The organism is Streptomyces venetus (assembly GCF_039540295.1).
Classification (GTDB): domain Bacteria; phylum Actinomycetota; class Actinomycetes; order Streptomycetales; family Streptomycetaceae; genus Streptomyces; species Streptomyces venetus.
Genome location: NZ_BAABET010000007.1, coordinates 328,023 through 340,686, shown reverse-complemented (window position 1 = coordinate 340,686; position 12,664 = coordinate 328,023). Strand labels below are relative to the sequence as shown.

The window sequence follows — 12,664 nt, the reverse complement described above, 5'->3', positions numbered from 1 at the left end:
TGCCGGGCGTGTCGAGTCTAATGTTCCGCCTTCGGGGACCGCGCCGAGGCCGTGCGTCGTACATCACGCATTCGGCTGTACCCACCTCGCACCCCACCTACGACACGACTGTGCCCGGCACCCTCGAGGGCACCGGGCACAGTTTTTCAAAGGCGCAGTACTGCATCGCCGTAAGGGGCGCGGGGAACTGCGCGACCAGCCCCCACGGCCCGCAGCCGGACTGCTACGCCCGCCCCGCAGTCTTCTGCGTCTTACGCGTCACCGCGTCGATCACCACCGTGGCCAACAGCACACCACCGGTGATCATGTACTGCACCGGCGAGGCAATGCCCTCGAGGGCGAGCCCGTACTGAATGGACACGATCACCAGCACACCGAGCAGCGCGTTCCACGTACGCCCGCGCCCACCGAACAGCGACGTCCCACCGATCACCGCCGCGGCGATCGCGTTCATCAGCAGGTCACCACCACCGGCACCCTGGTTCGCCGCGGCGATCTTCGACGCGATGAACAGACCGCCCACCGCGGCGAAGGTCCCGGAGATCGCGAACACCGAGATCCGCACCAGCTCCACGTTGATACCGGCCCGCCGGGACGCCTCGACGCTGCCGCCGAGCGCGAACACCTTCCGCCCGTACGCCGTGCGCCGCAGCACGAAGTCCGTGACCAGCAGCACGATGATGAAGATCACCACGGCCAGCGGCAGGCCCTTGTACTGGTTGAAGACGATGGCGACGGCGAACGCGAGGACCGCCAGCAGCGCGGTGCGCACGATGGTCTCGCTCAGCGGCCGCGACGGAACCCCCGCGGCCTCCCGCCGCCGGTTGCCGAGGAAGGAGCTGAGGAAGTACCCGACGGTCACGACGACGGCCAGCCCGTACGCCGCGGCGACGTCCGAGAAGTAGTAGCTGGTCAGCTGGGCCACGACCCCGTCCGGGTCGAGGTTGATGGTGCCGTTGTCGCCCAGCACCTGGAGCATGAAGCCGTTCCAGAAGAGCAGTCCGGCCAGCGTGACGGCGAACGCGGGGACACCGATCTTCGCGAAGAAGAAGCCGTGCAGCGCGCCGGCGACCGTGCCGGTGACGATGGCCAGCACGAAGGCGAGCCACTCGTTCATGCCGTTGGTGACGTTCAGCACGGCGAAGCCGGCCCCGGCGACACCGCTGACCGAACCGACCGACAGGTCGATCTCGCCGAGCAGCAGCACGAAGACGATGCCGACGGCGATCATGCCCGTACCGACCATGGCGACGGACATGTCGGACAGGTTGCCCGCGGTGAGGAAGTTGGAGTTCAGGCTCTGGAAGATGATCCAGATGACGGCCAGGCCGACGACCACCGGAATGGAGCCCAGGTCACCGGACTTCATCTTCCGCTTGAACTCGGTGACGTATCCCGCGAAGCCCTGCTCGCGCACCAGCAGCCGGGGGTCGACGACCGTGACGGCGGCCTTGGCCGCCTCGGGGTTCGCCACGACGTGGTCCCCGGGCGTGTCCGGGGCCGCGGAGGTCTTGTCGATGCTCACTTCTTGATCTCCCCATTGGTGCGCGCCGCACGACGGGTCACGGCGTTGTCCGTGGCGCCCGTGATGGCGGAGATGATCTCTTCCTGCGAGGTCGACTTGACCTCGAAGACGCCGTTGTTGCGGCCGAGGCGCAGCACGGCGACCTTGTCCGCGACGGCCTTGACGTCGGCCATGTTGTGGCTGATGAGGATCACGGCGTGGCCGCGCTCCCGCAGCCGCTCGACGAGGTCGAGGACCTGTGCGGTCTGCTCCACACCGAGGGCGGCGGTGGGCTCGTCGAGGATGACCAGCTTGGGCTCGCCGAGCATGGAACGGGCGATGGCCACGGTCTGGCGCTGGCCGCCGGAGAGCGAGGCGATCGGGATACGCACGCTGGGAATGCGGATCGACAGCGTGTCGAGGAGCTCGCGGGAGCGGCGCTCCATCTCCACCTCGTCCAGGACGCCGCGCTTGCGGATCTCCCGGCCGAGGTAGAGGTTGCCGACGACGTCGATGTTGTCGCACAGCGCGAGGTCCTGGTAGACGGTCGCGATGCCCAGGTTCTGGGCGTCGTGCGGCTTGTTGATCTGGACGGATGTGCCGTCCCACTCGATGACGCCCTCATCGATGGGGTGCACGCCGGCGATCGTCTTGACCAGCGTGGACTTTCCGGCGCCGTTGTCGCCGACCAGGGCGACCACCTCACCGGCGTGGACCTCAAGCTCTACGTCGGTGAGCGCCTGTACGGCACCGAACCGCTTGGAGACCCCGCGCAACGCCAGCACGGGCGTAGCGGACACGTGAACCATCTCCTTCGCCGCCTGACCCGGCGGGAGGTTGTGCAGAAGTGTGGGAAGAGTGATCACTCCGGCGCCCCGCGGAGCTTGCGGGGCTGTTGTGGCGGGGCGCCGGAGGAACTCGTGGAAACTCGTGGCAGCCGGTCCGCTGCGGGAGTCACGGGAGTCCGTATGCGGACTCCCGTGTCTCCGGCGGGACCTGACGGCTGCCTACTTGAGGCCGGCCTTGTCGCAGGCGGCCTTGTACTTGCCCGTGCAGATCTCAGCGACGGTGTAGATGCCGTCCTTGATGACGGTGTCCTTGATGTTGTCCTTGGTCAGCGAGACGACCGGGACGAGCACGGAGGGGATGGCCTTGGTGGTCGGGCTGTCGACCTTGTCCTTGGCGATGGAGTCGAGCGACTTGCCCTGGGCGAGGGCGACGGCCATCTCGGCCGCGACGTCCGCCTCCTGCGGGTAGGGCTTGTAGACGCTCATGTACTGCTCACCGGTCACGATGCGCTGCACACCGGAGAGTTCGGCGTCCTGGCCGGTGACGGGTATGTCGGCGATGCCGGCCGCCTTCAGGGCCGTGATGATGCCGCCCGCCATGCCGTCGTTGGCGGAGTAGACGCCGACGATCTTGTCCTTGCCGAGGGCGGAGATGGCGCCCTCCATGTTGGCGTTGGCGTTCTCCGGCTTCCACTCCTTGGTGTCGTACTCGCGGCCGACCTTCACCTTGCCGTCGAGAACGGCGTGGGCGCCCTTCTTGAACTGGGCGGCGTTGGGGTCGGTGGACGAGCCGTTCATCATGACGATCTGGCCGCTCTTGGCCTTGGAGCCCAGGGCCTTCAGCAGGGCCTCGCCCTGGGTCTTGCCGACGGTGACGTTGTCGAACGAGGTGTAGGCGTCGATCGGGCCCTCGGCGAGGCGGTCGTAGGCGACGACGGGGATGCCCGCGTCCTTGGCCTTCTTCACCGAGCCGGCGATGGCCTTGGAGTCCACCGCGTCCACGATCAGCACGTCGACCTTGTTGGTCACCATCGTGTCGACCTGCTGGTTCTGCGTGCTGGCGTCCTGCTTGGCGTTGGCGTAGACGACCTCGCCCTTGCCGCCGGTGAGTTCCTTGACCTTCTTCTCGATGAGCACCCGGTCGAACTTCTCGTACCGCGCGGTCGCGTTCTCCGGAAGGAGGAGACCGACCTTGATGTCGTCGCCCTTCTTGGGCGACCCGGAGGAGCCGGCCTTGTCGCCGGACTCCTTGGCGCTGCCACAGGCAGCAAGCGAAACGGCCATCGCACCGGCGGCCATCGCAACAGCGGCGCGACGCATACGCGTGTTCACTTCAGAAACCTCCCTGACGAGGCCGCGACATTGCGGCCGAGGTGGCTGGAAGTCAACTCGGCCACACGTGCGACGTCAAGAAGTAAATCCTTAACGAGATGGCAACGGTGCCATCCGTTCTCTAAGTGAAGGCAGGCGTCGCTGTCTGCAACATCCCAGGGGCAGTTCCGTCCAAAAGGGTCGAATCGCCCATCTCGCTGAGGGCGAGGGCGAGCGCTCCGAGGACCTCCGCACGGCCGCCGAGCGCACCGGGGAGCACGGACAGATGGCGTGCCGCGCTGGGGATGGCGTAACGGCCGACGGACTCCCGGATCGGCCCGAGCACCAGCTCACCCGCCTCGGCGAGATCGCCGCCGAGGACCACGCGGCTCGGGTTCAGCAGGTTGCAGAGATTGGCCACTCCGCTGCCGATGTGGCGGCCGACGTCGGCGATCACCCGGCGGCAGCCCGGGTCGCCGTCCCGCGCGAGCCGTACGACGCCTTCCATCGTCAGGTCGGTGCCGTGGCTGGACTGCAGGAGCGGGAGCACGTAACGCGCGGCCGCGAAGGTCTCCAGGCAGCCGCGGTTGCCGCAACGGCAGACCGGGCCGGCCTCGTCGAGTGTGATGTGGCCGATCTCCCCGGCCGTACCGCCCGGACCGCGGTAGATCTTGCCGCTGATCACCAGACCGGCGCCGACACCGCTGGCGACCTTGATGTACGCCAGGTCCCGCACCCCCCGGCCGCTGCCCCAGACCATCTCGCCGAGGGCGCCGAGGTTGGCGTCGTTGTCCACGTGCACCGGGACGCCGAGCCGCCCCCGCAGCTCCTCGGCGGGCTTGGTGCCGGTCCAGCCGGGCAGGATCGCGGTCGAGCCGAGGGTGCCGGACTCGACGTCGATCGGGCCGGGCACACCGAGGCCGACCCCGGCGATCTTGGACCGGTCGACTCCGGTCGCCTCGATCAGCCGGCTGACCAACTGCTCCGCCCGGTCGAACCCCTGCGCCGCGGAGGCGTCCACGTCCAGCGGCTCGGACTCCTCGGCGAGCACCTGGTGGGCGAGGTTCCCCACCGCGACCCGCAGGTGGGTGTGGCCGAAGTCGACTCCGATGACGATCCCGGCGTCCCCGCTCAGCGAGACGCTGCGGGCCCGGCGCCCGCCCGCCGAGGTGGGTGTGACCTCGACGGTGCCGCCCTCTTTCAACTCCCGCACGATGTTGGATACTGTCGCCGCGGACAGCCCGGTCGTCCGGGCGATCTCGGCCTGGGTGAGGGAGCCCGCCAGGCGCACGGCACGTACGACCCGCTCCAGGTTGGCTCGGTGCAGCGACGACTGCGACCCCGGAGTCTCCACGACGACCTCCTGCGCGCGGGGCCGCTTCGACGAGGCCCCGTCCATGTCCAACTAGTGAACTCTAAGTCGAGCCGTTCGGGTCGCCTCCCGTCAAGAGGTTGAACGGTTTCCGGGTCCATGGACACACGTGTGCACGCCACCCCCGCGGTCGGGAGCGGCGTGTGCGCGAACGCTTGCGCAGGGTTACTTCAGGGCGCCGGCCGTCAGCCCCTGCACCACCTGCCGCTGGAAGACGATGTACGCGGCGAGGACCGGCAGCATCGCCATCACCAGGCCGGCGAAGAGCCCGGACCAGTCACCCTTGTAGCCCTGGCTCACGGCCAGCTGCACGAGCCCCTGGGTGAGGACGCGCTTGTCCGGGTCGGTGTTGAGAACCGTGGGCAGCATGTACTGGTTCCACTGGCCCAGGAAGTTGAAGATGCCGACGCTGACCAGACCGGGCTTGGCCATCGGCAGCATGATCTGGAAGAACGTCCGGCTGTGCGAGGCACCGTCGACGAAGGCCGCCTCCGCCACCGAGGTGGGCAGGGTCCGGAAGAACGCCGTCAGGAAGAACACCGTGAACGGCAGCGAGTAGGCGATGTAGACCAGGATCAGCCCGTGGATGGTGTTCAGCAGGCCCATGTTGTTCACGACGTAGAACAGCGGGACCAGTGCCAGCATGATCGGGAAGCTCATGCCGCCGATGAAGAGGAAGTAGATGAACCGGTTGCCCGGGAAGTCGAAGCGGGCGAGCACGTACGCCGCCATCGAGCCGAGCACCAGGGTGCCGATGAGCGAGCCTCCCACCACCAGCACGGTGTTGAGGAAGTAGTCGCTCATGTTGGCCTCGGTCCACGCCCGCGACCAGTTGTCGAAGTGCAGCGTGTCCGGCAGTGACCAGGGCGAGGAGAAGATGGACCGGTCGTCCTTGAAGGACGTCATCACCGCCCACAGCAGCGGCATGACCACCATGATCGCCCAGATGACGAGGATGCCGTGGGAGAAGGCGTTGAGGACCGTGCCCTCCTTCTTCTCCTTCGGGGGCGGGACCGGTGGGGCGTCCGTCTTGGTGACGGGGGCGCCGGACTCGGCCGGCAGGGGCGCGGGGGTCTGCGTCGTCTTCATCTGATCAGAACTCCAGCCGCTCGCGACGGCCCAGCCGCATCACCACGGCGGCGAAGGCCAGCGTGACGACGAGCAGGGCGACACCGATGGTGGTGGCGTAGGCGGCCTGCCCGTCACGGAACGCCTTCTGGTACACGTACAGGACCATGACGGTGGTCGAGTAGTCGGGACCGCCCGGCCCGGTCGTCATGATCTGCACGACCGCGAACGACTCGGCGCCCAGGGCGAGGATGCCCATGTAGACCCAGCCGGACTGCACGGTGTCCCACAGCAGCGGCAGGGTGATGCGGAAGAAGGTCGTGGCGCGGCCCGCCCCGTCCAGCAGCGCCGCCTCGTACATCTCCGCCGGGATGGAGGCCATGCCGGCGGAGAAGAGGACCACGAAGAAGCCGACGGTGGACCAGACGAGCACCCCCATCACGGCCCACAGCGCGAGGTCGGGGTCGCCCAGCCACAGCGGCTGGACGTTGTCGAGTCCGATCCCGCGCAGGACCGAGTTGATCGCGCCGCTGTCCGGGTTGTACGCGAACGCGAACAGCAGCGCGACGATGGCGATGGAGAGCACCTGCGGGAAGAAATAGACGATCTTGTAGAAGGAGGAGCCCCGGACACCGGAGACGACCGGGCCGTTCCTCCTCTTTCTGCCCCCCACATTGATCATGAAGGCGAAGAACAGCGCCAGGCTGATCGTCACCACCGGCAGCAGGAGCGCGAACAACAGGCTGTGCTGCAACGACTTCCAGAAGATCTCGTCGTCGAGCAGCCGGCTGTAGTTGTCGAACCCGACCATCTTGAATTCGGGGCTCAGGCCGGTCCAGTCCGTGAACGAGTAGTAGATGGACTGGATGAACGGCCAGACCACGAAGAGCGCGTACAGTCCCAGGGGCAGCGCGAGGAAGCCCACGATGAACCGGTACTTGCCGTGCTGCATCGCCACTCCGGTGCCGTTGCGGAAATGAGTTTCCGGTGCCGTTACTGGTGCTTGTAGTGCTTGATGGAGTCGTCCTTGGCGGCCTCGTCGGCGAAGCCCTGGATCTTCTTGACGGCCTCGGCCGGGGTGAGGCGGCCGGCCATCATCTCGCCCAGGCCGGACACGCCGATCTTCTCCTTCTGCAACTGCACGTACCAGTCCTGCAGACGGGGGTTCACCACGTTCTGGCCGGCCTTCTCCAGCGCCGCGACACCGGACTTCAGTCCCGGGGTGAGGGTGATGCCGTCGGTGCCGCCGTTGTAGGCGGTGAGGGACTTGACCTTGCTGGTGAAGTTCTTCGACGAGGCCTCGCTGAGCATGATGCGCAGCTGCTCCATGCCGCCCGCGGCGTTCTTGGCCTTGGACGGGACGATGAAGGGCTCGCCGCCGGAGGCCCAGATGGTGCCGAAGGGCAGCTTGTCGGAGGAGTCGAGTCCGGTGGGCGCGGAGACGGACAGGCCGAAGTCCTTCGGGATGACGTTGGCCGACTCGTTCTCCACCCAGGATCCGTTCGGGATGAACAGCGCCTTGCCCTGGGCCCACGCGGTCTGCGACTGGATGTGGTCCAGGCCCGGGGTGCCCTTGAGGACGTAGCCCTTCTTGTAGAGCTCGTAGTAGGCCTCGAAACAGGCCTTGACCGCCGGGTGCTTCCAGGCGTTCGGCTCCAGGTTGTCGATGGCGTCGAGGACCTCGCGGCCGCCCACCTTGCCGATCATCGGGTAGAGCGAGAAGGGGAGGTAGTACGGGTACTTGCCCGCGTACGTCCAGCCCGCCATGCCCTTCTTCTTGGCCTTGGCGCAGACCGCGAGCATCTGGTCCCAGGTCTCGGGGTACTGCTCGTCGAGCGAGTCGAGGGCCTTCTGCGAGTACCAGACGCCGTAGACCGTGTAGGCGTAGTAGAAGATCCAGACCTTCTCGCCGTCGAACTGGCCCATCTCGACGATGCCGGGGCGCAGCGTGTCGCGGACCTTCTTGTTCGGGTCGTCGTAGGAGGGCGCGTCCAGCAGCGGGGTGAGGTCGGCGAGCTGGTTCTTGCCGACCAGGACGCCCATGTCCATCTGCTCGGCGCCGGAGTTGTCGATGAGGTCCGGTGGGGTGCCCTGGTTGAAGCGGGGCTGGAGGGTGGACTGGATCTTCTGGGTGGCGGAGAACTTCACCTTCACCTCGGGGAAGTTCTTCTGGTAGATCTTCACCGCGTCCTCGGCGTACTCCTTGCCGAAGCCGCCGTCGAACAGGACGAATTCCATGCCCGCGGTGTCGTTGACACCGAGCGGGTTCTTCGCCGTCTTCTTGCCGGCCTTGGCCTTGCCGCCGGTGTCGTCGCCCCCGCTGCTCGCGCAGGCGGACAGGAAGCCAAACGTCGGTACGGAGATCAGTCCGAGCGCGGCGGACCTCTTGATCAGATCGCGGCGGCCGACACCCTCGGTGCCGTGGTTCTCGGCGGAAGTGGATCCCATGCTCAAGTCCTCGCCTTCTCCAGGACTCAGGCGGTGAACCGGATCCTCCCGGCACCGCGGTCGGGTCACGCTGGGTCGTGCAGGAAAGTGCGGGTGGTGACGTGCGGATCGTGTGAAGCGCCCGACAGGTATAGTCCACTTCCCGCCAGCGGATCAAGATCGAACACAAGGTTGGCCACGGGTCTTATCCGAGTTGAGACCTCACGGAAAGACGAGCGGTCCGCGGGGCGCCCGGCGGAAAAATCCCGGTCACCGCCCGCGGATCCCACAACCAACACCCTTGACACCCCTCGCCACTTGGGCAACTACTGGTCCTTGCGCGTCGAAGTTGACAACGTTGTCCACTGCGCAGGGAGGGTACCCGTTGATGCAGCGGAAAGCTCGGCACAGATGGGGTTCGGCGGTCGTGTCGACGACCGCCTTCGCTTTGGCCCTGAGCTCACAGGGCGTGGCGGTCGCACGGCCCGGAGCTCCCGAGGCCGCCGATCGGAGGTTCACGTCCTCCTTCGAGGCGGACGACCCGCTTCCGGACTGGTCGAACACCGTCGACACCACCCCCGAAGGCGGCAAGCGGGCGTCGGGGGTCGACGGCGGTTACAGCAGCGGCATACCGGGCAATGTCACCGACCAGGTCACCGATGTCCGGGCCGGCGCCGAGAACACGGGCGGCGGTGAGGTGAAGGAGAACCTCGTCGACGGCGAGCCGAGCACCAAGTGGCTCACCTTCGAGCCCACCGGCTGGGTCGAGTTCGACCTGGACAAACCAGTCAAACTGGTGCGATATGCCCTGACGTCGGCCAATGACCACGACGAGCGCGACCCGAAGGACTGGACCCTGAAGGGCTCCACCGACGGCAAGGAGTGGAAGACCCTCGACACCCGTTCCGGCGAGTCCTTCTCCGAGCGGTTCCAGACCAGGACGTACGACCTCGCGGGACCCGCCGAGTACCGGCACTTCCGGCTCGACATCACGGGGAACAAGGGCGGCGACCTCCTCCAGCTCGCCGACGTGCAGTTCTCCACCGGAGGCAATGACGGGCCGGTGCCGCGGGACATGCTCTCCCTGGTCGACCGCGGTCCGAGCGGCTCCCCCACCGCCAAGGCGGGTGCCGGGTTCACCGGGAAGCGGGCCCTGCGCTACGCCGGCCGGCACACCACCGAGGGACGCGCGTACTCGTACAACAAGGTCTTCGACGTGAACGTGGCCGTCGGCCGGGACACCCGGCTCTCCTATCGGGTCTTCCCGTCGATGGCGGACGGCGACCTCGACTACGACGCCACGAACGTCTCCGTCGACCTCGCCTTCACCGACGGCACCTACCTGAGCGACCTGGGGGCCACCGACCGGCACGGGTTCCCGCTGACCCCACGGGGACAGGGCGCCGCGAAGGTGCTCTACGTCAACCAGTGGAACAACGTGGCGGCGCGGATCGGGTCGGTCGCGGCCGGGAAGACCGTGGACCGGATCCTGGTGGCGTACGACTCCCCGAAGGGCCCGGCGAGGTTCCGGGGCTGGCTGGACGACGTGACCATCGAGTCCGTCGCCCCCGAGCGGCCGAAGGCGCATCTGTCCGACTACGCGGTCACCACACGCGGCACCAACTCCAGCGGCGGCTTCTCGCGGGGCAACAACTTCCCGGCGACGGCGGTGCCGCACGGCTTCAACTTCTGGACACCGGTGACCAACGCGGGCTCGCTGAGCTGGCTGTACGACTACGCACGCGCGAACAACGCGGACAATCTGCCGACGATCCAGGCGTTCAGCGCGAGCCACGAGCCCAGCCCCTGGATGGGCGACAGGCAGACCTTCCAGGTCATGCCGTCCATCGCCGCCGGCGCTCCGGACCTCGGCCGGGAGGCCCGGGAGCTGGCCTTCCGGCACGAGAACGAGACCGCGCGGCCGTACTACTACGGGGTGCGGTTCGAGAACGGGCTGAAGGCCGAGATGGCACCGACCGACCACGCGGCCGCCCTGCGCTTCACCTACCCCGGCGACGACGCGAGCGTCCTCTTCGACAACGTCACCGACCAGGCGGGCCTGACCCTCGACCAGGAGAACGGGACCGTCACCGGCTACTCGGACGTGAAGTCCGGTCTCTCGACGGGCGCGACCCGGCTGTTCGTGTACGGGGAGTTCGACCAGCCGGTCACCGAGGGCTCCTCGTCCGGTGTGAAGGGCTACCTCCGCTTCAAGGCCGACGACCGGACCGTCACCCTGCGCCTCGCGACCTCGCTCATCAGCGTCGACCAGGCCAAGGACAACCTCCGCCAGGAGATCCCTGAGGGCAGGTCCTTCGAGGCGGTGAAGAAGGGTGCCCAGCGGCAGTGGGACCGGCTGCTCGGCAAGGTCGAGGTCGAGGGCGCGACCCCCGACCAGCTGACGACGCTGTACTCCAGCCTGTACCGGCTGTACCTGTACCCGAACTCCGGTTTCGAGCAGGTCGACGGGAAGGACCGGTACGCCTCGCCGTTCTCCCCCATGCCGAGCCCGGACACCCCGACGCACACCGGCGCGAAGATCGTCGACGGCCGGGTGTACGTCAACAACGGCTTCTGGGACACCTACCGGACGACCTGGCCGGCCTACTCGTTCCTGACCCCGTCCCGGGCGGGCGAGCTGGTCGACGGGTTCGTGCAGCAGTACAAGGACGGCGGCTGGACCTCGCGCTGGTCCTCCCCCGGCTACGCGGACCTCATGACGGGCACGTCCTCGGACGTGGCGTTCGCGGACGCGTACGTCAAGGGCGTGGACTTCGACGCGAAGGCGGCCTACGACGCGGCCGTGAAGAACGCCACGGTGGTGCCCCCGAGCTCGGGCGTCGGCCGCAAGGGCATGGCCACCTCCCCGTTCCTCGGCTACACGAGCACCGAGACGCACGAGGGCCTGTCCTGGGCGCTGGAGGGCTACCTCAACGACTACGGCATCTCCCGGATGGGCCGCAAGCTCTACGAGGAGACCGGCGAGCGGCGCTACAAGGAGGAGTCGGAGTACTTCCTGAACCGCGCCCGGGGCTACGTGAACCTCTTCGACACGAAGGCCGGGTTCTTCCAGGGCCGGGACGCGAAGGGCGACTGGCGGGTCGAGTCGTCGAAGTACGACCCTCGGGTCTGGGGGCACGACTACACCGAGACAAATGGATACGGATACGCGTTTACCGCCCCACAAGACAGTCGAGGCCTGGCGAACCTGTACGGCGGCCGGAAGGGTCTCGCCGACAAGCTCGACGACTACTTCTCCACACCTGAGACGGCCTCCCCGGAGTTCGTCGGCTCCTACGGGGGCGTCATCCACGAGATGACGGAGGCGCGGGACGTGCGGATGGGCATGTACGGGCACTCCAACCAGGTCGCGCACCACGCCATCTACATGTACGACGCGGCCGGGCAGCCCTGGAAGGCCCAGGAGAAGGTCCGCGAGGTGCTGTCGCGCCTGTACACGGGCAGTGAGATCGGCCAGGGCTACCACGGGGACGAGGACAACGGTGAGCAGTCGGCCTGGTTCCTGTTCTCCGCGCTCGGCTTCTACCCGCTGGTGATGGGCGGCGGCGAGTACGCGATCGGCTCGCCGCTGTTCAAGAAGGTGACCGTGCATCTGGAGAACGGGCGGGAGCTGGTGGTGAAGGCTCCGCGGAACAGCGCGCAGAACGTGTACGTGCAGGGGCTGAAGGTCGACGGCCGCTCGTGGACGAAGACCTCGCTCCCCCACTCCGTGGTCGCCGAGGGCGGTGTCCTGGAGTTCGACATGGGCTCGCGGCCGTCGGCCTGGGGCACGGGGGAGCACGCCGCACCCGTGTCGATCACCCGGGACGACGAGGTGCCGACACCCCGCGCGGACGTGCTGAAGGGCGAGGGCGCCCTCTTCGACGACACCTCGGCGACGGACGCGGCCGCGACCTCGGTGGACCTTCCGGTCCGCGAGCGCGCCAAGGCCGTCCAGTACACGCTGACGTCGTCGTCCGACCGGACGAAGGCACCGGCCGGCTGGACGCTCCAGGGCTCGTCCGACGGCACGACCTGGCGGACGCTGGACCGGCGCTCCGGGGAGTCCTTCGCCTGGGACAGGCAGACACGCGCGTTCAGCGTGAGGTCACCGGGTACGTACGAGAGGTACCGCCTGGTCCTCGACGGTGAGGGCAGCCTGGCGGAGGTCGAACTGCTCTCCTGAGCAAGGGA

8 protein-coding genes are annotated in these 12,664 nt (G+C 67.7%); 1 reads left to right on the top strand and 7 read right to left on the bottom strand.

Annotated elements, in window-relative coordinates; genetic code table 11:
• Window positions 1-223 precede the first annotated feature (223 nt).
• The 7 genes from ABEA82_RS24205 to ngcE form a co-directional block, all read right to left on the bottom strand.
• On the bottom strand, window positions 224-1,525 hold the full coding sequence (locus tag ABEA82_RS24205; protein WP_345663720.1) for a sugar ABC transporter permease: 1,302 nt from the start codon (window positions 1,523-1,525) through the stop codon (window positions 224-226).
• The gene (locus tag ABEA82_RS24200; RefSeq protein WP_345663719.1) at window positions 1,522-2,313 is read right to left on the bottom strand and encodes an ATP-binding cassette domain-containing protein; all 792 of its coding nucleotides are present in this window, start codon (window positions 2,311-2,313) and stop codon (window positions 1,522-1,524) included. The genes ABEA82_RS24205 and ABEA82_RS24200 overlap by 4 nt, the downstream gene beginning before the upstream one ends.
• Before the next feature lie 198 nt (window positions 2,314-2,511).
• Window positions 2,512-3,612, bottom strand: a complete 1,101-nt coding sequence (locus tag ABEA82_RS24195; protein ID WP_039933950.1) for an ABC transporter substrate-binding protein — start codon at window positions 3,610-3,612, stop codon at window positions 2,512-2,514.
• Between the two features lie 133 nt (window positions 3,613-3,745).
• Window positions 3,746-4,957, bottom strand: coding sequence for an ROK family transcriptional regulator (locus ABEA82_RS24190; protein WP_345663906.1), 1,212 nt, complete (start codon window positions 4,955-4,957; stop codon window positions 3,746-3,748).
• A 183-nt stretch (window positions 4,958-5,140) separates the two neighbouring features.
• Window positions 5,141-6,064, bottom strand: coding sequence for a carbohydrate ABC transporter permease (locus ABEA82_RS24185; protein ID WP_345663718.1), 924 nt, complete (start codon window positions 6,062-6,064; stop codon window positions 5,141-5,143).
• Between the two features lie 4 nt (window positions 6,065-6,068).
• Window positions 6,069-6,995, bottom strand: coding sequence for a carbohydrate ABC transporter permease (locus ABEA82_RS24180; protein ID WP_345663717.1), 927 nt, complete (start codon window positions 6,993-6,995; stop codon window positions 6,069-6,071).
• A 41-nt stretch (window positions 6,996-7,036) separates the two neighbouring features.
• Window positions 7,037-8,491 carry an N-acetylglucosamine/diacetylchitobiose ABC transporter substrate-binding protein gene (ngcE, locus tag ABEA82_RS24175; RefSeq protein ID WP_345663716.1) on the bottom strand — a complete coding sequence of 485 codons (1,455 nt, stop codon included), beginning with the start codon at window positions 8,489-8,491 and terminating at the stop codon, window positions 7,037-7,039.
• A gap of 367 nt (window positions 8,492-8,858) precedes the next feature.
• Here ngcE and ABEA82_RS24170 point away from each other — a divergent pair, with 367 nt between their 5' ends.
• Entirely contained in the window at window positions 8,859-12,656 is a 3,798-nt protein-coding gene (locus ABEA82_RS24170) for a GH92 family glycosyl hydrolase (protein WP_345663715.1), read from the top strand.
• The last annotated feature ends 8 nt before the right edge of the window (window positions 12,657-12,664 follow it).